This window comes from Pelagibius sp. (assembly GCF_028289705.1).
In the GTDB taxonomy this organism is placed as follows: domain Bacteria; phylum Pseudomonadota; class Alphaproteobacteria; order Kiloniellales; family Kiloniellaceae; genus Pelagibius.
In genome coordinates this window covers 48,319-73,534 of sequence record NZ_JANQOI010000034.1, presented here as the reverse complement: position 1 = coordinate 73,534, position 25,216 = coordinate 48,319, and the positions used below count along the sequence as shown (strand labels likewise).

Annotated in this window: 19 protein-coding genes and 1 pseudogene; 9 read left to right on the top strand and 11 right to left on the bottom strand. The window is 65.8% G+C overall.

Annotated elements, in window-relative coordinates; all coding sequences use genetic code 11:
• Positions 1-537 (top strand): annotated as a pseudogene (locus Q0996_RS04535) (AMP-binding protein); the annotation flags it as partial.
• 270 nt (positions 538-807) lie between these two features.
• Here Q0996_RS04535 and Q0996_RS04530 read toward each other — a convergent pair.
• On the bottom strand, positions 808-1,485 hold the full coding sequence (locus tag Q0996_RS04530; RefSeq protein WP_299616486.1) for a helix-turn-helix domain-containing protein: 678 nt from the start codon (positions 1,483-1,485) through the stop codon (positions 808-810).
• A 192-nt stretch (positions 1,486-1,677) separates the two neighbouring features.
• Between Q0996_RS04530 and Q0996_RS04525 the strand changes: the two genes are divergently transcribed.
• The 6 genes from Q0996_RS04525 (at position 1,678) to Q0996_RS04500 (ending at position 8,833) form a co-directional block, all read left to right on the top strand.
• Positions 1,678-3,723, top strand: coding sequence for a PAS-domain containing protein (locus Q0996_RS04525; protein WP_299616484.1), 2,046 nt, complete (start codon positions 1,678-1,680; stop codon positions 3,721-3,723).
• A 95-nt stretch (positions 3,724-3,818) separates the two neighbouring features.
• Positions 3,819-4,580, top strand: a complete 762-nt coding sequence (locus Q0996_RS04520; protein ID WP_299616482.1) for a response regulator transcription factor — start codon at positions 3,819-3,821, stop codon at positions 4,578-4,580.
• A 158-nt stretch (positions 4,581-4,738) separates the two neighbouring features.
• Complete coding sequence (locus tag Q0996_RS04515; RefSeq protein WP_299616480.1) at positions 4,739-5,188, top strand: histidine kinase dimerization/phospho-acceptor domain-containing protein; 450 nt, start codon at positions 4,739-4,741, stop codon at positions 5,186-5,188.
• Between the two features lie 195 nt (positions 5,189-5,383).
• Positions 5,384-5,764, top strand: a complete 381-nt coding sequence (locus Q0996_RS04510; protein WP_299616478.1) for a response regulator transcription factor — start codon at positions 5,384-5,386, stop codon at positions 5,762-5,764.
• A gap of 43 nt (positions 5,765-5,807) precedes the next feature.
• Positions 5,808-6,062 carry a hypothetical protein gene (locus Q0996_RS04505; RefSeq protein WP_299616476.1) on the top strand — a complete coding sequence of 85 codons (255 nt, stop codon included), beginning with the start codon at positions 5,808-5,810 and terminating at the stop codon, positions 6,060-6,062.
• An 11-nt stretch (positions 6,063-6,073) separates the two neighbouring features.
• Positions 6,074-8,833, top strand: a complete 2,760-nt coding sequence (locus tag Q0996_RS04500; protein ID WP_299616474.1) for a sensor histidine kinase — start codon at positions 6,074-6,076, stop codon at positions 8,831-8,833.
• Positions 8,834-9,070: 237 nt separating this feature from the next.
• Here Q0996_RS04500 and Q0996_RS04495 read toward each other — a convergent pair whose 3' ends face one another.
• The 7 genes from Q0996_RS04495 to Q0996_RS04465 all read right to left on the bottom strand — a co-directional run bounded on the left by Q0996_RS04495 (position 9,071) and on the right by Q0996_RS04465 (position 16,550).
• Positions 9,071-9,745, bottom strand: a complete 675-nt coding sequence (locus tag Q0996_RS04495) for a potassium channel family protein (RefSeq protein WP_299616472.1) — start codon at positions 9,743-9,745, stop codon at positions 9,071-9,073.
• Positions 9,733-11,214, bottom strand: a complete 1,482-nt coding sequence (locus Q0996_RS04490; protein ID WP_299616471.1) for an NAD(P)/FAD-dependent oxidoreductase — start codon at positions 11,212-11,214, stop codon at positions 9,733-9,735. The genes Q0996_RS04495 and Q0996_RS04490 overlap by 13 nt, the downstream gene beginning before the upstream one ends.
• Before the next feature lie 31 nt (positions 11,215-11,245).
• Positions 11,246-11,578 (bottom strand): hypothetical protein, encoded by a 333-nt coding sequence (locus Q0996_RS04485; RefSeq protein WP_299616468.1) that lies wholly within the window; start codon positions 11,576-11,578, stop codon positions 11,246-11,248.
• Positions 11,579-11,618: 40 nt separating this feature from the next.
• On the bottom strand, positions 11,619-12,611 hold the full coding sequence (locus Q0996_RS04480; RefSeq protein WP_299616465.1) for a catalase: 993 nt from the start codon (positions 12,609-12,611) through the stop codon (positions 11,619-11,621).
• 286 nt (positions 12,612-12,897) lie between these two features.
• Positions 12,898-14,316 (bottom strand): peroxidase, encoded by a 1,419-nt coding sequence (locus tag Q0996_RS04475; protein WP_299616462.1) that lies wholly within the window; start codon positions 14,314-14,316, stop codon positions 12,898-12,900.
• 110 nt (positions 14,317-14,426) lie between these two features.
• A complete protein-coding gene (locus Q0996_RS04470) occupies positions 14,427-14,963 on the bottom strand; it encodes a hypothetical protein (RefSeq protein WP_299616460.1) in 537 nt (178 codons plus the stop codon).
• Positions 14,964-15,203: 240 nt separating this feature from the next.
• The gene (locus Q0996_RS04465; protein ID WP_299616458.1) at positions 15,204-16,550 is read right to left on the bottom strand and encodes a right-handed parallel beta-helix repeat-containing protein; all 1,347 of its coding nucleotides are present in this window, start codon (positions 16,548-16,550) and stop codon (positions 15,204-15,206) included.
• Positions 16,551-16,821: 271 nt separating this feature from the next.
• On the opposite strand from Q0996_RS04465, the gene prsT reads away from it, so the two are divergent.
• A complete protein-coding gene (prsT, locus tag Q0996_RS04460; RefSeq protein ID WP_299616456.1) occupies positions 16,822-19,692 on the top strand; it encodes an XrtA/PEP-CTERM system TPR-repeat protein PrsT in 2,871 nt (956 codons plus the stop codon).
• 110 nt (positions 19,693-19,802) lie between these two features.
• Complete coding sequence (locus Q0996_RS04455) at positions 19,803-20,756, top strand: agmatinase (protein ID WP_299616453.1); 954 nt, start codon at positions 19,803-19,805, stop codon at positions 20,754-20,756.
• 15 nt (positions 20,757-20,771) lie between these two features.
• Here Q0996_RS04455 and Q0996_RS04450 read toward each other — a convergent pair whose 3' ends face one another.
• From Q0996_RS04450 to Q0996_RS04440, 3 genes are all read right to left on the bottom strand, one after another.
• A complete protein-coding gene (locus Q0996_RS04450; protein WP_299616451.1) occupies positions 20,772-22,847 on the bottom strand; it encodes a ThiF family adenylyltransferase in 2,076 nt (691 codons plus the stop codon).
• A 12-nt stretch (positions 22,848-22,859) separates the two neighbouring features.
• A complete protein-coding gene (locus Q0996_RS04445; protein ID WP_299616448.1) occupies positions 22,860-23,705 on the bottom strand; it encodes a PEP-CTERM/exosortase system-associated acyltransferase in 846 nt (281 codons plus the stop codon).
• Positions 23,706-24,060: 355 nt separating this feature from the next.
• Positions 24,061-24,825 carry a PEP-CTERM/exosortase system-associated acyltransferase gene (locus Q0996_RS04440; RefSeq protein ID WP_299616445.1) on the bottom strand — a complete coding sequence of 255 codons (765 nt, stop codon included), beginning with the start codon at positions 24,823-24,825 and terminating at the stop codon, positions 24,061-24,063.
• Positions 24,826-25,216: the final 391 nt, after the last annotated feature.

Sequence of the window (25,216 nt, the reverse complement as noted above, 5' to 3'; positions counted from 1 at the left end):
CAGATGCGCACGGTCTACGGCGATCACGAGCGCTTCGTGCAGACCTACTTCTCCACTTACCCCGGCAAGTACTTCACCGGCGACGGCTGCCGGCGCGATGCCGACGGCTACTACTGGATCACCGGGCGGGTCGACGACGTGATCAACGTTTCCGGCCACCGCATGGGCACCGCCGAGGTGGAGTCGGCCCTAGTGGCCCACGACAAGGTGGCCGAGTCCGCCGTGGTCGGCTATCCCCACGACATCAAGGGCCAGGGCATCTACGCCTACGTGACCCTCAACGCCGGCGAGGAGCCGACGGACGACTTGCGCAAGGAACTGGTGCAGTGGGTGCGCAAGGAGATCGGCCCCATTGCCAGCCCGGACCTGATCCAGTGGGCACCGGGCCTGCCGAAGACCCGCTCCGGCAAGATCATGCGCCGCATCCTGCGCAAGATCGCCGAGAACGAGTATTCGAACCTCGGCGACACCTCGACCCTCGCCGACCCCGGTGTCGTCGACGAGCTGATCGAAAACCGCATGAACCGGCACGGATAGGGTGAAGGTCTTCGACTTGCGTCGATAAGGCCTCGCCATGAGGACAAGTCTGCACGGATGTTGTTTTGACGTCGGTCGTCTGGGCCAGAGTGCGTAGAGCCCTACAGGCGAAGGCTTATCGCGGACAGACCGTCACCCCCACCCCCTCCCTCCCCCATCGAAGGGGGAGGGGGAACCTATTGAAACAGATAAAAAAATCTCCTCCCCCCTCGACGGGGGGAGGTAGGGTGGGGGGTGAGAAACGCGCTCGGTGCCCGGGGCCTGGCTGGGTTAGAACCAGCGGGGAAGGTCGGAGAGGGCGTCCGGGTCGACCAGCGTCACGGCGTCGGGGGCATCCATCTCGATCAGGCCCTTCTGCTTCAGCTTGGTGAAGCAGCGGCTGACCGATTCGGCGGAGAGGCCGAGGAAGTCGGCGATGTCGTAGCGGGTCATCGGGATCGAAACCGTCATGCCTGCAAGGGCCTCCTGCCCGTCGCGCTCGGCGAGGTGGAGCAGGAAGGCGGCCACCTTGGCGCAGGCCGAAGTCCGGCCCAGCAGAAGGATCTGTTCTTCCGCGGCACTGATTTCCGCGAGCGCGATGTCCAGAAGGAACTGGGCCGAGCCGCTCAGTTGCTGGCAGCGGTAGCGCACCAGGATGCAGTCGGTGATCGCTTCCGCCGACGAGCGATAGCAGCCGGATTGGCCCGAGCCGAAGGCATCGCCGGAGAAGTGGAAACCGTTGACCTGGCGGCGCCCTTCGGTCGTAAAGGTGAAGGCCCGCACAGTGCCCTCGATCACCTTGTAGAGAAAGGTCGCGTCGTCTTCCTGGCGATAGAGCTGGCTTCCCGCCGTGACGGCGACCATCTCGCCAAGGGGCTCGGGCTGCCGTGCGGTCTCTCTTGCGGAGAGCGCGGCCATGGCGATGCCGTGAAACGAAGGTGAGGGCTTCACCTGAAGTGCCGTTGCCATCGGCTCAAACCTCCTCCCAAGTCTGGATTGCCCAGTTCTTTTCCTTGATGGAGGCAGGTCTAACCGAGCCTTGTAACCCGATTATGCGCCAATTGTATCGAACTGTTACAAGATGGGTCGGCCGGCCAGTGTGATAGAAGCACTGTGATAGCATCCGGAGCCGCAAGGGCCACCCAACGGGAGAGCCGATCCTTGGCACAAACCCTCTCCGATCAGGCGAAGCTGGAGCTGCTCCAGGCCGGTCTGGACCATATCGATCAGGGGATTTCGGTCTTCGACGACCGGCTCAACCTGATGTTCTGGAACCGACGCTACTTCGATCTGCTGGAGTTTCCCCTGGACTTCGCGCAGGTCGGACGGCCGTTCGAGGATTTCGTCCGCTACAACGCCGAACGCGGGGAATATGGTCCTGGTGCGGTCGAGGAACTGGTGGCCGAACGGCTGGCGCGCGCCCGTCAGTTCACCGCCCACTACCTGGAGCGGCCGCGGCCCGACGGCAGCATCCTGGCCATTCACGGCGTGCCGCTGCCCGATGGCGGCTTCATCACCGTCTACACCGACATCACCGAGCAGAAACAGACCGAACGCCTGATCCAGGAGCGCAACGAGGAACTGGAACAGCGCGTGCTGGAGCGCACCCGCGACCTGGAAGCCACCAACCTGGAGCTGCGCCGCCTGGTGCAGTCGGAACATGAGACGGCAGAGGCGCTGAAGCTCAGCGAGACCCGGCTGCAATTGATCACCGACGCGGTGCCGGCGGGGATCGCCTACGTCGATCTCGACGAGCGCTATCGCTTTGCCAACCAACGCATCGCCGGCGCCTTCGGCTTCGCGAAGGACGAGATCATCGGCAAGAGCACCGACGAGGTGCTGGGCCCCAAGGTCGCCGCCACGCTGCGACCCTACCTCGACCGCGGCCGTCGCGGCGAGGAGGTGACCTTCGAATACGTCGCCGAGCTGGCGGAGGGCCGGGAGGCCGATATCCGGACCACCGTGCTGCCCGATCTGGACGAGACACAGAAGGTGCGGGGCTACTACGCCCTCTCCCTCAACGTCTCCAACCAGAAGAAGGCCGAGGCGGCGCTGGCCCAGGCCCAGAAGATGGAAGCGGTCGCCGGGCTCTCCGGCGGGCTCTCCCACGACTTCAACAACCTGCTGACGGTGGTGCTGGGCAACCTGCTGCCGCTGAAGGAAAGCGGGCGCCTGAGCCAGGAGGACTTGGAGCTTTTGGACCCGGCCATCGAGGCCGCGCGCCGCGGCGCCGGGCTGATCCGCCGTCTGTTGACCTTTTCGCGGCGCGACCCCCTCGAACCGCAGTCGGTCGACCTGGCGGAACTCATCGAGGGCTTCGCCGGTTTCCTCAGAAGCTCGCTTCCGGAGACCCTGGAGATCGTGCCGGCGGTGGGTGCCGAGCCGCTGCACGCCTTCGTCGATCCCCTCGGTCTGGAAAGCGCGCTCCTCAACCTCGCCTTCAATGCCCGGGACGCCATGCCGCAGGGCGGCCGGATCGCAATCGCCGTCGATCCGGTCGCGATCGATTTGGCGCAGGGCGCGACCCTCGACCTGGCCCCCGGCGACTACGTGAAGATCGTCGTGGCCGACGAGGGCTCGGGGATCGATCCGGCGACCCTGGCGCGGGCCTTCGAGCCCTTTTTCACCACCAAGGCGCAAGGCAGCGGCAGCGGTCTCGGCCTTTCCATGGTCTACGGCTTCGCCAAGCAGTCCGGCGGGGCGGTGCGCATCGCCAGCGAGGGCGGCCGGGGCGCAGAGGTCTCGCTCTACATTCCCCGTAGCGAGGCGCCGGCGGTTCCGCAGGACGGGCCGGAACCGCTCGACGCCGCTGTCGATGGCTCCAGGCCGCTGGTTCTGCTGGTCGACGACGATCCGGGCGTGCGCCGGGTGGTGCGCCGCCAGCTCACCGACCTGGACTACCCGACCGTCGAGGCCTCCGACGGCGAGGCGGCGCTGGAGTTGCTGGACCAGGTCGAGGAGATCGGCATCCTGCTTTCTGACGTGGTCATGCCCGGGCCCTTGAACGGCTTCGATCTGGCGCGGGCCGCCCGCACCAGACGGCCGGACCTGAAGGTGCTGCTGATGAGCGCCTACCGGCAGCCGGACGCGGATCAGGAGGCGGGGCGGCCGCAGGTGCCGGTGCTGCGCAAGCCCTTCGAGAAGGCCGAACTCGACCGCCTGCTGCGCCAGATCTCCACTGCCGAGGCCACAGCCCGCGGCGATTGACTTGGCGTGCCGGTGTTTGTGTACTTGATGGTCCCGCCGAGCCTTGAGCCGCGCGTCGGGTCATCGGGCAGTGAGGGAGCCGGGCGGTAAAAGCCATGGGCCAGGGAAGGGGCGAAGGGACGCAGAAGGAAGGCGCTCAGAAGATCGTCGTCGTCGAAGACGAGATCGACGTCGCCCAGACCATCGTCAGAACGCTCGAGCAATCGGGCTTCGCCACCGAGCACTTCATCCGCGGCCGCGATCTGCGGCAGTTCCTGAAGCGGGAAAGGCCCGCGCTCTGCGTTATCGACCTCGGGCTGCCGGACGGCGACGGGCTGGACCTGGTCCGCAGCCTGCAGGAGGAAAACCGGCTGGCGGTGATCATCCTGACCGGCCGCGGCGATGCCACCGACCGGGTGGTGGGGCTGGAGCTCGGCGCCGACGACTACATGGTCAAGCCCTTCGAACCCAGGGAACTGGTGGCCCGGGTGCGGGCCGTGCTGCGCCGCTCAGGCGGGCGGGGCGAGGGGGCGCCGCAGGAACCGGCAGGGCGCCAGGCCCGCTTCCATGGCTGGGTCTTCAGTCCTGACAGCCTGACCCTGACTGATCCGGACGGCCAGGAGATGGCCGTCAGTGCTGCCGAAGCCCAACTCCTGCTGGTGCTGCTGAAAGCGCCCAACCGGGTGCTGTCGCGCGAACAGCTTCTGGAGATGGCCTCCGCCGGCACCTTTTCCCCTTTCGACCGCAGCATCGACGTGCGCGTCTCCCGGTTGCGGCAGAAGCTGGAGGCCGACAGCCGCGACCCCAAGATCATCAAGACCATTTACGGCGCCGGCTATCTCTTCGCCGGAAAGGTCGAGTGGGCGGAGGCCGAATAGCCTGATTCGAGTCCCGAATCGCTATTTTTGTGCAGTGCACAATTTTGCTTGATTCTTCGCCCCGCGGCCTTATTTTCTGTGAAAGGGCTGCACGCCACGACAGCTTCTGAAACAACGCTCTCTGGGTACGGAAATGTCCTGATTTCAGGAGGTTAGCCGTGCGACCGGACAAGCGTGACTCTTCGCCCTCGGTTCCCCTTTCCGCCACAGCGCTGCACGAGCCCGCCGTTCCGGCGGTACGTCCCCGCGGCTCCGGCGGATCGGCCCTCTCGCGCGGGGTGCGGACGCTTTGGCAGCGCCTGGCGGGGCCCAGGCCGGAGCCGGACCGCTTCATCGACCGTCTCGGGCACGAACTGAAGACGCCGCTCACCTCGATCCGCTCGCTGTCGGAGATTCTGCGCGACAATCCGGCGTTGCCGCCGGAAATGCGCCAGCAGTACCTCAAACTCATTCTGAACGACAGCCACCGGCTGCAATCGGTCATCGAGGTGCTGCTCGACGGCATGGCCCAGCCCGACTTCATGGAGCGGCGCCAGGAGCTGGAGTCGCTGCGCCAGCGCATTGTCTCCGCCGCCGAGGGCGCCCGCCGCCACTGCAGCCCCAACTGACGCCGCGATTTCGGCGCAGGCCGAGCACCGATAGAGGTTCTGGAGCCCGGACGGAGCGGCGTGCTAGGCTTCCGGTGAGAGGGCCGGACAACCGGTTCCGGTGGCGCCGGCATGGCGCCCGGCTCCAAAGAGACAAGCAGCCCCAACGACAAGAACGAGAATCGGGGCCCGGGCTGAAGGGAGGAAACCACAACGATGACCCATTCGGTCCTGGTTGTAGACGATGAACCCAACATCGTCCTGTCGCTCGAATTCCTGATGAAACAGGCGAACTACGACGTGCGCGTCGCCCGCGACGGCGAGGCGGCCCTGGCGGAGATCGAACAGGCCCCGCCGGACCTGGTGCTGCTGGACGCCATGCTGCCCAAGCGCGACGGCTTCGACGTCTGTCAGGCGATCCGTGCCGACCCCGCGCTCAACGGTGTGCGGATCATCATGCTCACCGCCAAGGGGCGGGAGGTGGAGCGGGAAAAGGGCCTCGCCCTCGGTGCCGACGACTACATCACCAAGCCCTTCTCGACGCGCGACGTGCTGGAGCGGGTCAAGGATTTCCTCGGAGAGCCGGACGAAGCCTGATGCGGCGCGGCAAGCCAAGCGAGCCGCGTGAAGGGGCGGGGCGATGACCAGACCGGGGCTGATGAACGAGCGGCTGATGGCGCTGTTCCTGCTCGGGCTGCTGCTCTTCGGCCCGCCGCTGATGGGCGCCTTCGACCGGCCCGCCATCGCGCTGGGCATCCCGGTGCTCTACCTCTACCTGTTCCTTGCCTGGCTCTGCCTGATCGTCTTCAGCGCCCTGGCCATCGAAGGCGGCGCGCAGACTCCATCCGGGGCGGAGCCCGAAGACCTGGACCGGGCCTTCGAGGACGAAGGCTGAGGGCCTGAGCCATGCTGCAGGGCTGGATCATCGTCCTGGTTTCCCTGGCTTATCTGTGTTTTCTCTTCGCGATTGCCTCCTACGGCGACCGCCGCGCCGACCAGGGGCGCAGCCTGATCGCCAACCCCTACATCTACGCTCTCTCCATCGCGGTCTACTGCACCTCCTGGACCTTCTACGGTTCGGTGGGCCGCGCCGCCTCCAGCGGTGTCGGCTTCCTGCCGATCTATCTCGGGCCGACCCTGATGTTCATCTGCGGCTGGTTCGTGCTGCGCAAGATCATCCGTATCAGCAAGGTCAACAAGATCACCTCCATTGCCGACTTCATCGCCTCGCGCTACGGCAAATCGCCGCTGCTGGGCGGGCTGGTCGCGGTGATCGCGGTGATCGGGATCATGCCCTACATCTCGCTGCAGCTTAAGGCGATCTCCACCAGCTTTTCGGTGCTGGTCCAGTATCCCGAGATCGTCATGCCGCAGGATCTCGGGTCGGCGCCGCTGCTCCAGGACACAGCGCTCTATGCGGCTCTCATCATGGCGGCATTCTCGGTCCTCTTCGGCACCCGCCACATCGACGCCAGCGAGCATCACGAGGGCATGGTGGCGGCCATCGCCTTCGAATCCGTCGTGAAGCTGCTGGCCTTCCTCGCCGTCGGCGTCTTCGTCACCTTCCTGGTCTACGACGGCTTCGGCGATGTCTTCTCCCAGGCCGCCGCGGTGCCGGCGCTGACCCGCCTGTTTTCCATCGAGGCCGCCGGCGGCTACGGAAGCTGGATCTCATTGATGATCCTCGCCATGGCCGCCATCATCTGCCTGCCGCGCCAGTTTCAGGTGGCGGTGGTGGAGAACGTCGACGAGCGACACCTGCGAAAAGCCGTTTGGCTGTTCCCGCTCTATCTCTTCCTGATCAACATCTTCGTGCTGCCGATTGCCTTCGGCGGCCTGCTGCTGTTTCCCGACGGCGGGGTCGATGCCGACACCTTCGTGCTGACCCTGCCGATGGCCGAGCGGCAGGAAGGGCTCGCCCTCTTCGTCTTCATCGGCGGCCTCTCGGCGGCGACGGGGATGATCATCGTCGCCACCATCGCCATCAGCACCATGGTCTCCAACGACCTGGTGATGCCGGTGCTGCTGCGGGTCGGGCGCCTGCACCTCTCCGAGCGGGAGGACCTGACCGGCCTGCTGCTGGCGATCCGCCGCGGCACCATCCTCATCGTGCTGCTGCTCGGCTATCTCTATGCCCGGCTGATCGGCGAATCCTATGCGCTGGTCACCATCGGGCTGGTCTCCTTCGCCGCCGCCGCCCAGTTCTGTCCGGCAATCATCGGCGGCATCTTCTGGAAGGGCGCCAGCCGGGCCGGCGCGGCGGCAGGCATGAGCGCCGGATTTCTGGTCTGGGCCTACACCCTGCTGCTGCCCTCCTTCGCCCGCTCAGGCTGGCTGCCGGCCGCCTTTCTGGAGGAGGGACCCTTCGGGATCGATCTCCTGAAGCCCTACGAGCTCTTCGGGCTCACCGGCCTCGACCCGATCTCCCACGCGCTGTTCTGGTCCATGTTTGCCAACATCGGCCTGCTGGTGGGGGTGTCGCTGCTGACCCGGCAGAGCCTGGTGGAACGCGCCCAGGCGGTGCTCTTCGTCGACGTGTTCCGGCGCACAGAGGACCAGGCGCGCATCTGGCGGGCGACGGCGAGTGTGCGCGACCTGCAGGGCCTGCTGGCGCGCTTCGTCGGGCAGCAGCGGGCATCCAGCGCCTTCTCCCGCTACGCCCGCCGGCATGGCCAGAAACTGGATGTCCAGGCGCCGGCCGACACCGCGCTGGTGCGCTTCACCGAGCGGCAGCTCGCTGGTGCCATCGGCGCCGCCTCGGCGCGCATCATGGTCGCTTCGGTGGTGAAGGAGGAACTGCTCGACATCGATCAGGTGATGGCCATCCTGGACGAGGCCTCCCAGGTCATCGAATACAGCCGGCGGCTGGAAGAGAAGTCGGCCCAGCTCGAGGCCACGAGCCGCGAATTGCGCGCCGCCAACGAGCGCCTGAAGGACCTGGACCGCATGAAGGACGACTTCGTCTCCACGGTCAGCCACGAACTGCGCACGCCGCTCACCTCAATCCGCTCCTTCAGCGAGATCCTCTTCGACAACCCGGATCTCGACGCTGATCAGAAGAAGGAGTTCCTGAAGATCGTCATCAGCGAGAGCGAGCGGCTGACCCGGCTGATCAACGACGTCCTCGACATGGCGAAGATGGAGGCCGACCAGCTCGACTGGTATATGGCGGAAACCGACGCCCGGGCGGTCATCGACCAGGCCCTGGCGGCAACACACAGCCTGCTGCAGCGCGACCGGCCCATCGCCCTGGAAACCGACCTGCCGACGCGGTTGCCCAGCGTTCATGCCGATGCCGACCGCCTGACCCAGGTGATCGTCAACCTGCTGTCCAACGCGGTGAAGTTCTGCGATCCGGAGCGCGGCCGGATCGGGATTACCGCCGGGCTGCGAGACGGCCTTCTGCAGGTCGAGGTCTGGGACAACGGCCCCGGCGTGCCCGAGGCAGACCAGGAGCGGATCTTCGAGAAGTTCCAGCAGGCCGGCCACATCCTGACCGACAAGCCCCAGGGCACGGGCCTCGGCCTGCCTATCTGCCGCCAGATCATCAAGCACTTCGGCGGTACCATCTGGGTCGAGAGCGTCCCCGGCCGGGGCGCGCGTTTCTCCTTCACCGTTCCCCTGGCCGAGGCGGGAGAGGCCGCGGTCTCCGCCAGCGCGGAGTAACTCCGGCTGTCTCAGAGCTTGCTCAAATAAGAAGCTTTCTCAGTCAATGGGCTCCCGCCTCTTGGCCTCCCCGACCGTCATTGCCGGGCTTGTTCCGGCAATCCATCGAGGTTCGGGTTTCGGTCTTTCCATGGACCCCCATAGAAGCAATTGGGGGACAAGCCCGAGGGTGACGATGTGGGGAGGGATGGCGCCAGCAAGCTCTTGAAACTAAACAGTTCAATTCGAGCCAACCTCTCAGGTTTTGTAGAGGCTCACCAGTCGGGAGATCAGGATTGCCAGAAAGAAGGTGCCGCTGATCGCTTCGAAAACGGTCCACATCCGGGCGATGGGGCTGAGCGGCGTGATGTCGCCGTATCCCAGGGTGGTCAGGGTGGTGAAGCTGAAGTAGAGAAGCTGTTCCCAGATCGTGCCATGGTCGGCCTGCTGCAGGCCGAAGGACCCGGGACTGATGCCCTCGATCAGCACATAGATCACCGACCAGGCGATCCCCATGAGCAGATAGATGGCGATGGCTCCGCTGATGACGTCGTGGGTCACCTTCTCCGCCGTGACCACGCTGACCAAGAGCACGCCCGCCATGTAAAAGGTGCAGGCTGCCAGGATGACGCTGGCCAATTCATCGAGGAGACCGCCGGACCAGACGGGATGCAGCCAAGTCAGGTAGAGCCAGGCGGCCGAGAGTGCCAGCGTGATGACGAGGTCGCGCTGCACGCGGCTGACGGCCAGGGTGCCGACCACCACCACCAGGGAGAACAGCCCCGAAAGGGCGAAGCTGCCGGAGCCGCCGCCCTCGATCAGCGGCGAGACCAGCAGCAGGGCCACCAGGGTGCCGAGCAGCAGGCTGTGCTTGTGCCGGCCAAAGGTCGCCAGGGGTGACGACGAGCTGTCGGGCGGGTCTAGATGAAACATGGCATGTTGCTCCCCCGCAGGGCGATTTTCGGCGATGCCACCGTGGCGCCCTGGGTGCTGGGGACAAGGGTTTCATGAAGTTCGATCCCGAGGGCGAGGCAGATCCGGTAGGCGGCCTCGCCGACGATCTGCACATAGGTGGGATAGGCCAGATCCACCGCCGCGAGCTGTTCGACCCTGAGGCCGGTGGCCATCCCCGTGGCCACGAGCTGCACCACCTCGACGGCGCGCTCGCCCACCACATGGGCGCCGAGAATCCGATGACTTCGACGGTCGACGACCAGCTTGCAGAACCCATAGGTCCTGCCGTCGATGATGGCTCTCGGGTTCTCGCTGTAGGGAACCGTCGCAACCTCGACCTCGTGTTGGCAGCGGGCCTCGGCCTCGGTCAGGCCGACCGATCCGTGTTCGGGAAAGGGGTAGCCGCCGGCGGAGACGACCTGATGGCGCACCGGATCGCGGGTTCCGACAACGGCATTCCCGGCGGCGACATAGCCTTCCTGCATGGCCGCGGGGACCAGCATCCTGCGGCCGGTCACGTCGCCGGCGGCAAAGATGTGCGGTTGGGAGGTCTGCAGCGAATCGGTGACCTGGATGAAGCCGCGGTCGTCGACATCAACGCCGGCGACATCGAGGCCGAGCGCTATGGTGTTGGGCGTCCAACCCAGGGAAACGACCACCGCCTCGCAGCGGATTTCCTGGTTCCCATCTTCCGTGGAGTAACGGAACAGCAGCTCATCGCCGTCCTTTGCGATCGATCTGTCGTCGCCGACGCCGGTGACTACGTCAATGCCCCGCTCCACGAAGGCGGCGCGCACCGCTTCGGCCAGGTCGTGATCCTCGTGGGAGAGGATCTGCGGGCCACGCTCCAGAAGGTGAACCTTGCAGCCGAAGTCCGCCAGGATCGAAGCTACCTGGACGCCGGTATGGCCGGTGCCCAGGATGACGGTCGAGGACGGCAGCTTCGCCCCGGGCTGCCAGAGGTCGCTGGGCACCAGGGAGAGTGCGCTGCCCGGAAAGTCGGGACGCCGCGGATGGCCGCCGGTGCAGAGGATGTAGGCGTCCGCCTCCAGCACCCGGCCGTTGGGCAGGACCACGCGCTGCGGATCGACAAAGCGGGCTTCGCCGACGCATTCGAAGACGTCGAGCGCCTGGCCCTTGCCCAGGTCCCGGGCCAGCACTTCCTTGCTGGCATGCACTTCCTCGATCACCTCGCGGCAACGGCCGAGGGCGCGGCCGAAATCGAGTTCCGGGATCCCCACCTTGATGCCGTAGCGCCCCAGATCGTCGGCGGTCCGCTTGAGCTGCGCGATCTGGGCGAGGGTGCGGGCGGGCACCACGCCGCTGACCGCGTCGGTGCCGCCAGCCCGCCGCGCGTCCAGCAGGCAGACCTTGGCACCCAGACGGGCGGCGCGTTCGGCCGCCGCAATGCCGGCGGGGCCGGCTCCCATGACCAGGACGTCATACATCGGCTGGCTCCTTCATCCTACGCCCTGGGATCTAGTCGCTGCTGTCGTCCGCCGAGGGATCGGCTGCCTGCACCAGGATGTGCTGGATCTTCTTCAGCTCCAGGATGATGACGCCGAGGGCGATGACGATGGAGCTGAGCAACAGGCCCTCGTTCAGGCCGTTGTTGATCAGGACCTCCACCGTAGAGACGCCGGTCTCCTCGTAGACGAAGGTCGCGGCGGTGGTGACGAGGCTCCAGATGCCCCAGGCGATGACGCCGATGCCGGTGGTCAGCCCCAGCAATCCGGTCACCCGGTACATGATCCGGTTCATCCGGCCGGAGACTTCCATTTCGGGGTAAGTGGTCTTCTGCTGCGCGTTCATGTCACGCTCCCTTGGGTTTGTGTGTTGGTCGGTGGCCAGGTCAGAGGAACTTGCCGAGACTGTTGAAGTCGGCCTTCTCCGGTTCGCGGTCGGTGACCTGGTTGAGGCTGTGGCGCAGGCGCTGGCTCTCCTCGTAGACACGCTTGCGGCAGCGCTGGATGCCGCCGAGGGGCTGGTGGTCGGGCATGCAGTGCCAGGGGGTGTAGGAGAGGTTTTCGCAGAACGCGAACTGCTCCGGCGCGGTGAAGTCCTGGGCCGGCAGGGTGAGGGTGGCGATGATCTCGAAGGGCGTCGGCCAGACCGCCGTCGCGTCCTCGATGGGCGTCGTCGCTTCGTCGATGTAGCGCTGGGCGCCGAAGTAGAACTTGGCGGCCTTGCGGTTGGTGACGAAGTGCTCCTCCAGCGCCACGCGCAGGCCGTTTTCCTCGGTCACGGGGCCCCGGCCGGAGGTGTTCCCCAGATCCGGGATCAGGGTCAGGCGGGCGGCCCCGCCGCCCATGGCGATGGGCACCTCGGACCAGTATTGGCGCTCGAGCTGGCTGGCAATGACGACGTTGAAGGTGAGGTTCAGCCCGAACTCCCGCGGACGGCTCTTGAAAAACGCGTCGGCGCCGGGGTCCTTCTGCGCCGCTTCGAAGAAGGCGACGTAGTCGGCAATGTCACTGATGAAGAAGGTGGGCTGATCGAGCATGATGAAGTCCTGCGTGCCGTGCGGCGCGCCGGGAACGTCGATCAGCTTGATGGCCATGGCGTGCGGATTGGGGTCGGATTCCTTCGGCATCGGGCCGGTGGACACCCGCACCAGGGCATCGAACTGCTTGGGTTTGGCGAACACGCCGGCACGGAAGGGCTCCGGCACCGTGCGCCCGACTTCGAAGAAGCCGCGCAGCAGGGCCTGCTGTTTGGGATGCTGGCCTCGCTTGTGCGGGTCCCGGCCCTTCATCATCTCGGTCTGCAGCGCCGTGACGCGCTCGATCATCTCCGCCTCGCCCGGCGGGACGATTTCCAGCGGATGGGAAAGCATCTGATGCATGATTGGTCTCCTCCTGATCTAGGGCCTGTTGAGATTCATTTCGCCGTCGTGGCGGGAGCAGATCTTCGCCAGGGCTAGGAGCGGGCGGCGCCGTGGGGTGGTCCCCCACAAGGCGTCCGCGACGCGGCCCTGGCGAAGATCTGCCCCGTCCCGAAGGGATCCGGCGGATTTGGCCCGCGGCCGCGTCGCTCCTCGTCGAATATGCTTGGGCATGTCCTTCCTCGTCGCTCCTAACCGCGGGCCAAATTCGCTCGGACCACAACGGCGAAATGAATGTCAACAGGCCCTAAAACTTGCCGTCGGCGATGGCCTTCAGGGCCGCGATGCCGGGGGCGAAGAAGTACTCGCCGCCTCTGACGGTGACGAATTGCTTCAGGTCGAACAGAAACGGCATATCGGCGCCGGGCACGGTGAACTGGCCGCCCTGGCCGTTGGGCCCGACCAGCGGGTCCTTTTCGTCGCTGGGCAGGCCGATGAAATCGCCCTTGCAGATCCACTGGGCCTGGATGAACTCGAACTGCAGTTCGATGTCGGCGACCACGAAGACGCCGGCCTGGCCGCGGTCGACGCCGTCGTCGGCCGCGCCCTCCGGCAGTGGCTTGCCGTACTCCAGGCCGCGGCGCAGGATCCGCTTGCGGTTGATGTTCGTGGTGGTGGTGATCTTGGAGGCGCGGGGATTGGTGCGCCGCAGATGGGCGCCCAGCGGGCATTTGCTGCCGTCCAGGTCGTCCGCGTAGTCGAAATCGTTGACCCTCTTGGGGTCGGCTGCAATGGCCGGATCGTCCTGGTCCGGCGAGAGCGCCAGCGGGCAGCCGGAGCGCCAGCGCCCGACGATCTTCGCCGCCATCTTCTCCTGATGGGCGGCGTCGTCCGAGCCCCAGAGCGTCATGGCGCCCTGCTTCAGGTAGTCGCGGAACCCGGCGACGTCCTGCGCGGCCTTGCGGAACACGACGAAGGAGCCGTTGTCGCAGAGCCCCTCGGGACCCGGTGTGTCTGTGCGTTCGCCCAGCTCGTTCTCATACCCCAGCACGAACTCGCCCGGCTTGATGGAACGCCAGCCGCCGCCGTCTTTGAGGGCGCCGTCGCCGGGATTGGCGTCGCCGTCGAGGCCTTCGATGGCCGGCTGGGAGATCGGGTCGACATAGCCGAAGTGGGCAGAAGGGCAGCCGGAGCGCTGTTCGAAGACCACCTCGGCGGCGACGCTGTGAACCTCGGTGATGCCGCCGCTCTGCTCAGCCACCGACGACAGCCAGCGATGTTGCTCTTCGCAGTCCTCGGCGCTGTTGTGGGACACCGCGGCCAGTACATGAATGGCGTCGCTGCCGAGGCCGCCCTCCCAGTGTTCCGGGGCGCTGGGGCCGATGTCGCCGAGCGCGGTGGCGCGGGCGCGCATGCCCTCGCGGAAGGCCCCGGGGAAGCTGGCGAGCGTTGCCTCCGAGAGACCCAGCGCTGCCAGGCCGCGGGCGCTGAGCGCGATGTTCAGGGTGCCGTCCTTGGTCTTGCCGGCGGCGTAACCCGCATGGCTGGTCACGCGGTCCATCAGTGCCCCCAGCCAGGCCCGGCCCTTGGCCGCATCGTCGAAGCGATAGAAGACATAGCGGCAGGCCAGGGTGTCGTATTCGCGTAGCAGGCCGCCTTGAATGTCATCGAGATTGCGCTTCAGGTCGTCTGAGGTCCGCATCTGTTTGGGGGCCGGGCTCAGCATCGGGAGGCTCCGCGTCTCTTGGTGTTGAAGAAAGTCTGTCTCGCTGGCGGGAGGCGGCGGGCGCCTCCCGGCCATTCAGCGGGGTGCCGAACTCAGGCGAGCCCCGAGATTCAGGCGAGCCCCGAGGCGGACTGGCCCCAGGCCACCTTGCCGGCGGGCTGTGCGAGAGACTTCTGCATGTCGATCAGCTTGCTGCGCCAGTCGGCGTCGCGGCGGATCTGGTTGACCGTCAGTTCCGGATAGCCGCAGAAGTAGCCGATGACCTCGACCTGGCCGGCGGCGATGAACTCCAGCAGGTCGGTGAATGCGGCATCGGCCGCCGGCGCGCCTTCGAAGTGCGAGAGCACCTCGCGCAGCGGCGCTTCGAGGGGCTTGAAGCCCTCGAAATATGCGACCACGTCGCCGTCGAAGTTGGTCTGGAAGAAGAGATGATTGTGGTCCATGCGCGAGAGGCTGAAGATGTGGATCATCGCCATCTCCGAGACCGCCTCACCGAAATCGTCGCTGCCGATCAGCTCGGCGATGGCCTTGGCATGCGCATCGGGGTCGTCTTGCTTCAGCTTATAGATCGCGGAAAAAGGTGAGATGTTTCCGCAGAGCTGCACGGTAGGATTGAGACCGTACTTCAGGGTCCCGTTGGTGCTCATTTCAAGTCTCCTCGTCGCTGTCTGACGTGTGGCCGTGGCGGCCCGTATTTGAAGCTTCTCTTGGCTTGGGAAGTGACCCTGATATGGCATCTGCGCCGGCCCAGTCTTAAGTGACACACGGTGACGTAACATGTGACACGTCACTCGAAAGGGGTCCCGGACGGCACCCGGACAGTGCCGAAAAAGGCCGGAATTCGGCAGATTAGAAGGGTTTTCGCCTGGCCGCCTTCAGGGCGAGGGTCAGCGAACCTTGAGGCCGGGCAGCCACTGCGGCCCGGGGCCGGCATAGGCCCCGCGCCAATGCCCCTGGCGGGGGCGGCCGAGGATATCCCGGTCGCCGTCGGCTAGGGCATCGAAGCGCCCCAGGTCGACCGGCGGGCCCAGCAGGCCCTCGCCGCGGGGGCGCAGGTCGAGCGCCGGCCAGGTGGCGAATGGCTGGCGCAGGTGGTCGCCGGCGGCGCCATAATCGGCAGTGAAGTTGTTGCCGGGCTCCAGGGCCTCGCCGGGCGCGCGGATGGGCAGCTCGGCGAAAACGGCATTGCCGGCGACCCATTGGCCGAAGTTGCGGTCTGCGCTTCGGAGCTCGATCCCCAGCCTGCGGGCCACCACGGTGTTGTGAAAGACCGCAATGCGGCGCGGCCGGCCCCTATGCGGCCGGATCTCGATGCCGTTGCCCTGGTGGTTGACCAGCAGGTTGTTGTGAAAGGCGATGTTGCCTTCACCCTGAAACAGCGGCTCGCCGACCCGGTTCTGATAGAGCAGGTTGCCGTAGATCTCGTAGGTGTCTTCGCTGCCCGGCCCGCTGCGCGGGAGGTGGCCGACCAGCAGGTTGGGACGCGCGCCTGCGAAGCCGCGCTGCGGCTGGCGTGCCTTGCTGATGACGTTGTGGCGGATGATGGTCGAACTGGGCCCTTCCGGCATCCCGGCGATCGCCGGGCGGGGGCGCTGGTGCTTGATCTGCAGCCCGTAACCGACGGTGTCGCCGATCAGATTGTGCTCGATCAGGCCGCGGACGAAGGGAGCACTGCCGTCGGAATCGCCCAGGTAGAGGCCGGTTCCGACGTTGCGGATGCGGTTGTTGCGGATCACCCAGTCCCAGGCCGGCGCCTTGGTGCTGATGGCGACGTTCTGCTGGTGGGAAGCGTGGTTCCGGATCTCCAGGTTTTCCAGGGTGATATGATGGGTGACATCCTGGGCCTTCACGGCATCGATGAAGGGGATGTTGCGGCCATCGAGAGTGAGGTGGCGAAGGACGAGGTGGGAGGCGCGGCGCAGTTCCACGGTATTGTGGTTAACGCGGCCGAGGAACACCGCCGAGCCGTCGGGTGGGCCGCTGATCACGATGGGTCGGCCCGGGCTCCCGTGCAGGTCGATCAGAGCCAGGCCCTGGCGGTAGAGGCCCGGTTTCAACCGCAGGCGGTCGCCCGGCCTGAGGTCCCTCACCACCGACCGGTAGGTGGCCGGGTCGGCGGCGAAAGTGGCCGCGCCGGCCTGGACGGGGACGCCGAAGCCTGCCGTCAAGCCGACCAGTCCGGCGAAGCCGATCACTCCGGCCCGCACCTTATCCAACCTTTGCCGAGCCGGCATCGACCCTCCCTTGGCTGCAGGGACCCGCGGTGTGCCTGCGAGTATGCCAGCCGTCGGTGTTCTCCGCAGCCCGCCGCTGCTGGTCCGGCGGGACGGCCAATGGCAGCCCCTTGGCTGGGATGGTCGCTGGTTGGACTGTCGCCGAACCGGCGAGTTGGCTAGAATGCGCCCGGCGGAGAACCGGCGATGGCAGGAACAGCGGGCAAACCCTGCCGCAACGCCGAGGCAAGGGAGCGCTCCGAAACCGGGCCGTATCAGGTAGGACCAACAGATGCGCAGGACCGTCCAGAGAGACTCGCAGAGACTGACCAAGGGGGCCAGGGCGCTCGCCCTCGCTCTTGCATGTTGGTGGCTCGGCGCCGCACCGCTTTGGGCGAACACGCCCACCGAGGAGTCCCGGGTCTTCTACGACAAGGCGGTGGACTACGCGGATCAGGGCGACATTCGCTCGGCCATGATCGAACTGAAGAACGCCCTTCAGCGCGATCCCGAGAATGCCGAAGCGCGCCTGCTGCTCGGCCGCATGCACCTGCTTCTCGGCGACGGTGACTCGGCGGAGAAGGAACTGAAGGCGGCGGAGCGCTACGGCAGTCCCCCGGAAGAAACTCTGGTCCACATGGGCCGTGCCATGCTGCTGCAACGGCGCTTCGAGGAGTTTTTGAAAGCGCCGGTCCCGAGAGATCAGAAGCCCGAGATCGTTTATGAGCTGCTGCTGATCCGCGCCGAGGCCTTTGCCGGCCTGGAGCAGACCGAAAGGGCGCGGGCTGCCTATCAGGAGGCCTTCGAGCAGAACCCCGATGACCCGCGGGTCTATGTTGGGCTCGCCGGTCTGGACATGGCCGAGCGCAAGTTCGAGCTGGTGGAAGAACGCGTGGTGGCCGCCCTGGCACTGGACCCGAACATGGTGGAGGCCTCGGTTCTGCGCGCTGAGGCCCTGCGCCTGAAAGGCGACCCGGAAGCCTCGGTTCCGGTCTACCGAAGTATTCTGGACGCCGAGCAGCAGGAGGCGGTGGCGTCGGTTCGCGCTCACCTCGGCCTGGCCGCTGCACTTCTGTCGCTCGGCAATGACGAGGAGGCCGAGGCGGAGGTGCTGGCCGCCCGCGCGCTGGCGCCCTTCTATCCTCTGACCTCCTATGTTCACGCCCTGGTCAAGGTCCGTGGTGGCGACTACGAGGCCGCCAAGGAGATCCTGGACGGGGCAGCGCCGACGCTGGAATCCTTCGCGCCGGCTCAGTTCCTCTTCGGCTTCGTCTATTATAATCAGGGCAGGCTACAGACCGCGCGCACCTGGTTTTACAAGCACCTGGCCGCCCATCCCGGCAATCTGCAGGCGCGCAAGCTGCTCGCCTCCACGCTGCTCGGCCTTGGCGCGGCCACCGAAGCGATCAACGTCCTGGAGAGCGGCCTCGAGCAGGCACCGGAAGACCCCCAGATGCTCTTGCTGATGGGCAATGCGCATCTGCGGAACAATCAGCCGGACAAGGCCTCGGAATTCCTGCACAGCGCTGCCGACCACTCCCCGGGCGATCCGCAGGTTCTGGGCCAGCTCGCCATCAGCCAGTTGGCCATGGGCAGAAATGAGGAGGCGCTGGCGGTTCTCGACACGACCCTGGAGCTGGGAACCGACAACGCCGGTCTCGGTTTTGTCCTGGCCTTCGTTCATCTCCGCTCCGGCGCCTTCGACGAAGCCCTGAAGGTCGCCCAGCGCCTGCAGGAGAGCTTTCCGGAGAGCCCACTGGCGCCGAACCTGCAGGGCGGCGCCTACGTCGGCCTCGGCCGCTTCGAAGAGGCCCAGGCCGCCTTCACTGCGGCCTTGGACATCGATCCGGACTTCCACGAGGCCAGGGCCAACCTGGCCGCGCTGATGGGCCGCACCGGCGATCTGAAACAAGCGGAGATCGAGTACAAGACGATCCTCGAAGCCAACCAGAACAATATCACCGCCCTTGTCGGGCTGGCCGCGGTGCTCCGGCGCGGCGGCGACACGGCGGGATCCCGCCGCGTGCTGGAAACTGCGGTGAAGGCCGATCCTCAGGCCTTCAGGCCGCTGCGCGCCCTGGTCGAGGACCATATGGCGGCAGGCGAGGCGGAACAGGCAATGCAGGTCCTTGCCGACGCCGTACGCCGCAATCCCGACAGCGCCCAGATGCTCTCCGAACTGGGCCGTATTCAGATCCAGACGGGCCGCACCAAAGAGGCCGTCAGAACCTACGAACGTCTGGTGGACGCAACAGAGAATGCCAGCCCGGCGAACCTGCTGCTGGCGCGCGCTCACATGGCCCAGGGTGAGACCGAAAAGGCACGTGGCATTCTCGAACGCTCCTTCGATGCCGATCCGGAACACCTGCCAACCCTGGAAACCCTGATCCAACTCGTGCTTCGCACCGAAGGATCGGAGCAGGCGCTGAGCTATGCCGAACGCATCTGGCGGCGACACCCCAACGCCACCTGGGGCAACCAGATGGTGGGCGACCTGCACCTGCAAGCCAATCGGCTGGGCGAAGCCATGGCCGCCTACAAAAGAGGCTGGCGCGATCAACCGACGGGGCGGATCGCCATCGGCCTCTATCGGGCGAGACTGCAGCGGGACCGTTCTCCGCCGGTGGCCAGCGATACGCCCTTCACGCCGGTGGACGAGGTGCCGGCGCTGGTTTCCCTGCAAGACTGGCTTGCCAAGGAGCCCGGCGACGACGGTGTGCGCATGGTCCTGGCTGAAGCCCTGCTGGGCCTAGGCCGTCTGGAGGAAGCGCAGAAGGAATACGAAGCGCTGAAGGAGAGACAGGGCGGCAATCCCATCGTCTGGAACAACCTCGCCTGGCTCTACAGCCAGGCGGGCGATGCGCGCGCCGTCGCCCATGGCGAACGCGCCCTGGCGCTGGCGCCGGACAGTCCTGCGATCAAGGATACGCTGGGCTGGATCCTGCTGGAGCAAGGGGAGACCGCGCGTGCTCTGCCCCTGCTGCGCGAGGCCCATGAGGCCATTCCGGACAACGCGGAGATCGCTTTCCACTACGCCGTCGGCCTCCACCGTGACGGTCAGGGCGCGGCGGCCAAGAGCCTGCTGCAGTCCCTGCTGGCAAACGGGAAGAGCTTTCCGGGCAGCGCCGAGGCCGAGGATCTTCTGAACAGGATCTCGCAGTAAGGCACTCCGGTTCAGGGACGGCCCCGTATTCGGGCCGTCGTTTTTTATGCGCGGACGGCGGCGGCGCGATCCGCGCTGTCCGCTTCGACAATGGGGGAGGAACAAGAACCATGGCATCGCCTTTGACCGTCAGTCCACGGCAATTGCACCAGACTTTTCTAGGCTTCGATCTGGCTCTCGACCTCGAATCGCTGGACGCCGATGTTGCAATCTTGGGTATCCCTTACGGCGATGCCTACAACATCGACGAGGTCACCAACGACCAGACCAACGCGCCGACGGCCATCCGGCGTGCCTCGCGGCGGGTCAGCGGCGGCCTGGAACGCTGGGACTTCGATCTCGGGGCTCCGCTGCTCGACGGCAAAGCGGTCCGCGTCGTCGACTGCGGCGACGTGCTGGGCGATCCCCGGGATTTGCGCGGCCACTCGCGCCGGGCCGAGGACGCTGCGGCGCTGATCCTGAAGGCCGGCGCCCTGCCGATCGTCATGGGCGGCGACCACGGCGTCTCGATCCCTGTGCTGCGGGCCTTCCAGGGGCGCGGGCCCATCACTCTGGTGCAGATCGACGCCCATCTCGATTGGGTCGACGACAAGTTCGGCGTGCGCGAGGGCTACTCCAGCCCGATACGCCGCGCCGCGGAGATGGAGCATGTTGGCGAGATCTTTCAGATCGGCCTGCGCTGCCAGGGCAGTGCCCGGCGCGCGGAGGTGGAGGCGGCGATGGCCTATGGGTCCCACCTGATCACCGATCTGGAGCTGCAGGACTGCGGCATGGATGACGTGCTCGACCGGATTCCCGACGGCGGTTCCTATTACCTCACCATCGATGCCGACGGCCTCGACCCCTCGGTGATGCCGGCGGTGGCCGGCCCGGCCCCGGGGGGCGTTACCTATCCGCAGGCCCGCAAGCTGATCCAGGGGCTCGTCGCCAAAGGGCGCGTCGTCGGGATGGACATCGTCGAGATCACCCCCAAGCGCGACGTCAACCAGATCACGGCAATCACCGCAGGCAACCTGATGCTCAACCTGATCGGCAAGGCAGTGCAGGCCGGCTACTTCGACTGACCTGCGGACCGGGCTTCAGGCTTCGTTCTGCAGAGGGATCGGATGTTCGGCTGCCGGGGCTGCGGTGACAGCCTCTTCCTCTTTCCGGAGGATCAACTCGGAGAGCGGGCGGCGCACCGAGCGCGGCTTCGGCCCCTTGCGTTTCGGCGTTCCGATACGTCCGAGGAAAACAAGATCGTCGCCGCCGTAGCCGCCCTGCTGCAGGGCTCCGGCCAGGTCTTTGGCCCGTTTCCGAACCTTGTCATCTTCGGTGAAGGACTCGTCGTGGCGCCCGTAGTGGGCGAAGATGGCGGTCGCCAAGGCCGGTTGAAGGACCAGCCCGCGGTGTTCGGCAACGAGCCAGAAGCGCTGCAACGCGATGCCGATGCGCAGCAGAGCCTCGCTCTCAGACCCATTGGCGTCTGCCGGCCCTACGCGGCGTATGGTGAACAGTGCCGCTGAGAAGATTGCCGGCAGATAGTCCATCTGCAGGATCGTCGGCAGAAGGCCCCCGGGCATGCCGTTCATCCTTTGCAGGCGCCGCCAATCCTTGAAGCCCCAGCGCATAACCTTCAAGGTCCCGGCATCGAGCCCGACGGCCTTGGCCGGAATGCCGGTCGGGCTGAAATCGCGATCCCAGTCCAGCATTGCCCTGTGGACGCGAAAGGCTTCCTCGATGCGCAGGCGAATGTCGGTCGCCATGGCGTTGAGCCGCGCCAGCTTCAGCCGGTCACCCAGCGGCTCGTGCCATTCGATGGCCAACTCCTCGCCCAGCGCTTCGGCAAGTGCGGCCTTGTCGGCCTCGCCGAGCTTGCGCCGGGCGTAGGGGGTTCGGTCGACGGAACGGGTCTTGATGGTTGGGACCAAGGGGTCTTCGACGGTGCCGGGAGATTTGGGCAGTTCCACGCGGACCTGTTGAGTCAGTCCGCTCCCGCCGGCATGGGACCAAAGCATAATGCGGCCGAACTGAGAGGCGGCGATCCGGAGCGTCTCAAGCAGCATGCCGCCGGAGAAGTGCGTTGGCTGGCCGTCCTTGTAATCGTAAAGATCCCAGTCCGACTGAGCGCGCAAATGCACGATCAGCGAGTCTTCGTCGAGGATCTCGAACCGCCAGGGTTGTGAGTTGTCGCCGCTGGGCGCCCAGCGGGCGAGATCGAGGATCTTCTCGATCTCCGGGGCGTCTGCCGACAGGTCGCTGCGCTGTGCCTCCGCCAGAGCCAAGGTCATGGCAATGTTCTGCTCGACGATCTTGAGCTTCAGCCGCTGCAGGGGGTTTCTGTTGCCCATGAACAGCCGACCGCAAACGAACCGGCCTTGAAAAGCGTCGAACTGGTGGTAGTAGGGGGCGGCGCGGACCTTGCCGCGGCCGAGCAGGATCTTCACCGCTTCGCCGCCGACCACCCCGGCACAGAGCTGGACCGCCGCCGCCGAGGAGGGACCGCGCTTTTCCACCAGGTTCAGGCGGCTGGGGTCCACCAGATAGCTGCGGTGCAGGCCCTTGGGCGTCAGGCCCAGGAGGAAGCGCGCGTACTGGCGTTCCTTGGGCAGGCCTTCGATGCGGAAGTATTCCTCGAAGGTCATGCGCCCCGGCAGGAACACGATGTAGCTGGTGCCGAAACCGATGGGGCCGGCGGTGATCGCCGGAATGCCGCGTTCCGCGCAACGCCGGAAGACCTTGGCCCGGATGTCCGGCACGAAGAAGTCGAAGCCGTCGACGAAGAGGTCGACGCCGTCCAGAAAGGCGTCGATGTTGGCCTCGGTCACGCCGTCGCCGAAGGTCTGGAGGTCGAGGGCGGGATTGATGTCCTTCGCCATCCCGGCCATCACCTCGACCTTGGATTTGCCGATGGTCGAGAGGGCTGCCCCGGCCTGGCGGTTGAAGTTCGCCAGCTCGAAACTGTCGAGATCGGCGATGTTGAAGGCGCCGACACCCATGCGGGTCAGAGTAAGCAGATGCACGCCGCCGACGCCGCCCATGCCGGCAATCGCCACACGCTTGTACTGCAGGCTGCGCTGCTCGTCCTGGGTTACCCAGCCGATGTTGCGGTCGAAGGCTTCATCGTAGTCGAAGCCGGCGTCGGCCATGGGGTGCGCCGTCCGAAGCTGTCTCATTGCCGACTTACCCTACTGAGAGTCGGCTGCCAGGGCACACTCTAGTTGATCCCAGTGCCGTCCGCCATCGGTCAGAATTTGCCAGACGTCGGGACGTTCCTCGTGAACGCGGCGCAGCAGGGTCTCGAGGGGAATGAAACAGGGCTGGCGTCGGCCGTGGTAGTCCACCAGCGGTCCGATGTCGTTGAAGTGAATGCCCAGGCGCGAGAGCAGACGCAGCAGGGGTCGCTCCATCACAGCGCACCAATAGGTGATGCCGTTCTCCAGGCTCATGCGCACCAGGCCTTCGATCAGCCCCAGGGTCATATTGGGGATCACCCGGCGCTCGTCGCTGTTGTCCTCCGGCTCATTGCTCTGGGGATAGAGCCAGTCGCCCTGGCGGCGTCGGAAGTCCTTCGAGATGCAGAACCGCGACACCTCCGCCATCTTCGCAATGGGAAAGCGCTCGCGGTCGGAGATCAGCGGGTCCTGGCAAACTTCCTGGAGCGCGAAGCTACGGGCCGGATCGTCTTGGTTGGGCAGGACAAGGCGAACCGTGCCGGCCATGGCGCGGCTGCGCTTGTGCTGCAGAAGGCAGTGAACGGCACGCGCGTCGAAGGGATCGCTTTCAAGACCCTCGGGGTTGTCGCCCGGATCCTCAAAGGGGTTCTCGACGCAGTAGACCTGATAGCGCAGGCGAAGGGCCTCGTCGCGCAGCTCCTTGTCGTCGTCTGTGACCACCAGGGTATCGAAGTACTGCCGATAGAGATCGCGGGCGACTCGCGAGGCGACTGCGGGGTTCGGTCCGCTCTTCGAAGAGCGGGCGACGGCCGGAGGCTGTGCCTTCGTGAGACCCGGGTTTTCAACGATGATGGACATGGATTCTTGTCCTTGTGACGCAGTTTTCAGACGAAAGCCGACCCACTCAACCACCGTCCTCGTCACCTATGCCCGGTCACTGCTACAGCAAGACTTCCTGAGCGCTGTTAAATCACCGAGACGACCGATACATCTAATTTGTTGTCTCTGTGACACAAAAATACCTTGCCGCCGTTAATGCTCGGTAAATGCCGGCACCGGCGGAACACCCGTTCGATTTTGAGTTAACTGAAGCCTACGAGGAGTTTTACGTTTTAGTTGTTTACTCGTATGACTTGTTGACGGCAGGCAAGACTTCGTCCGGCGCGAGCCGGAGGCGCAGCGCGGCCCATTCGCACTGACAGGGTCGCGGCGGCTAGGCGGCCTTCATGACGCGGTTGGCGGGGGTCAGAAATCCGCCCTGCGTGATCACGCTCCAGAACTCCGGGCGCTCCTTCTCGGCCCGCTCCAGGAGGCTCTTCAGTTCGGCATAGCAGACCTGGCGCAATCCCCGGTGGTCGACCAGGGGGCCGGCATCCTTGAAGTGCAGGCCAAAGCCGCGCAGACGCCGCAGCAGGCTGGGCTCGGCTGCCAGGCACCAATGGGTGATGCCCTGCTCGATGCTGAGCCGCACCAGGCCGCGGATCAGGCCGAGGGACATATAGGGCAGCAGCCTTTCGCGCAAGCGCGGCTGCTCCTCCAGCTCGGTACCGTCCTGCCTGGGAACCAACCGCAGCAGCTTGCGCGCCGAGCGCGCGATGGCGAAGCGGGAGACTTCTGCAGTCGCGCCGGCGGGCAGCCGGAGCAACTCCTCGACGCTCTCCGGAGGAGCATAGGCGGCCAGGGGCAGCTCGGACAGCCAATCGGACGCGGCCTCTGGTTTGATGAGCCTGACAGTGCCTAGGGCATGACCGCTTTTCCGATCCGTCAGCAGCGTGTGGAAAGCGTCGTCGTCGTATTGGTCGCGCTCCATGCCGCCGGCGAAGGCCTCGGCCTCCTCGAAGCCGCGCTCCAGGCAATAGACCTGATAACGCAACCGAAAGGCCTCGGTGATCTCGTGGGGTTCACTCGCCGTGGCTTCCTTGAACACCTCATCGAAACGGCGCAGGGCCTCGGCCCTGGCGTTCGGAGGCGACGGCACCGGTGGATTCGTGCTGCTTCCGAGAGCGAGGGAAGTCGCTGGCAGTGAAGGGTGCAGGTCTTCGGACGAAGGGTAGTATCCCATTACTTTCCGTTCACGTTAGGAGGTTGGTCGAAACGGCCGTCCTGGCGGGTTTAAGACTCTCAAAGAGCCAAGAAAAAAAAGTTAACGCGGTCGGGCCGAAACGCCTGAATGAACAGAAGTCTCCGATTTGACACAGATCCCCGGTTTTTACTTCACGGCGTCTTGCAAGAGCCCCTATTGAACTCAAGCGATTACAAAACGCCTTGAATTTTTCGTTTAGAATCAAGACTCTGGGGATGAGGGCCGCTGGACGTGAGGTGAGGTCGGCGTTTTTGCGGGGCTTCAGAGCCGACTCCTTTCAGCGGCG

Coding starts and splice junctions, on each gene's coding strand:
- Q0996_RS04530 (WP_299616486.1), bottom strand. CDS start 1,485: ATGGCAACGGCACTTCAGGTGAAGCCCTCACCTTCGTTTCACGGCATC.
- Q0996_RS04520 (WP_299616482.1), top strand. CDS start 3,819: ATGGGCCAGGGAAGGGGCGAAGGGACGCAGAAGGAAGGCGCTCAGAAG.
- Q0996_RS04510 (WP_299616478.1), top strand. CDS start 5,384: ATGACCCATTCGGTCCTGGTTGTAGACGATGAACCCAACATCGTCCTG.
- Q0996_RS04505 (WP_299616476.1), top strand. CDS start 5,808: ATGACCAGACCGGGGCTGATGAACGAGCGGCTGATGGCGCTGTTCCTG.
- Q0996_RS04500 (WP_299616474.1), top strand. CDS start 6,074: ATGCTGCAGGGCTGGATCATCGTCCTGGTTTCCCTGGCTTATCTGTGT.
- Q0996_RS04495 (WP_299616472.1), bottom strand. CDS start 9,745: ATGTTTCATCTAGACCCGCCCGACAGCTCGTCGTCACCCCTGGCGACC.
- Q0996_RS04490 (WP_299616471.1), bottom strand. CDS start 11,214: ATGTATGACGTCCTGGTCATGGGAGCCGGCCCCGCCGGCATTGCGGCG.
- Q0996_RS04485 (WP_299616468.1), bottom strand. CDS start 11,578: ATGAACGCGCAGCAGAAGACCACTTACCCCGAAATGGAAGTCTCCGGC.
- Q0996_RS04480 (WP_299616465.1), bottom strand. CDS start 12,611: ATGCATCAGATGCTTTCCCATCCGCTGGAAATCGTCCCGCCGGGCGAG.
- Q0996_RS04475 (WP_299616462.1), bottom strand. CDS start 14,316: ATGCTGAGCCCGGCCCCCAAACAGATGCGGACCTCAGACGACCTGAAG.
- Q0996_RS04470 (WP_299616460.1), bottom strand. CDS start 14,963: ATGAGCACCAACGGGACCCTGAAGTACGGTCTCAATCCTACCGTGCAG.
- Q0996_RS04465 (WP_299616458.1), bottom strand. CDS start 16,550: ATGCCGGCTCGGCAAAGGTTGGATAAGGTGCGGGCCGGAGTGATCGGC.
- prsT (WP_299616456.1), top strand. CDS start 16,822: ATGCGCAGGACCGTCCAGAGAGACTCGCAGAGACTGACCAAGGGGGCC.
- Q0996_RS04455 (WP_299616453.1), top strand. CDS start 19,803: ATGGCATCGCCTTTGACCGTCAGTCCACGGCAATTGCACCAGACTTTT.
- Q0996_RS04450 (WP_299616451.1), bottom strand. CDS start 22,847: ATGAGACAGCTTCGGACGGCGCACCCCATGGCCGACGCCGGCTTCGAC.
- Q0996_RS04445 (WP_299616448.1), bottom strand. CDS start 23,705: ATGTCCATCATCGTTGAAAACCCGGGTCTCACGAAGGCACAGCCTCCG.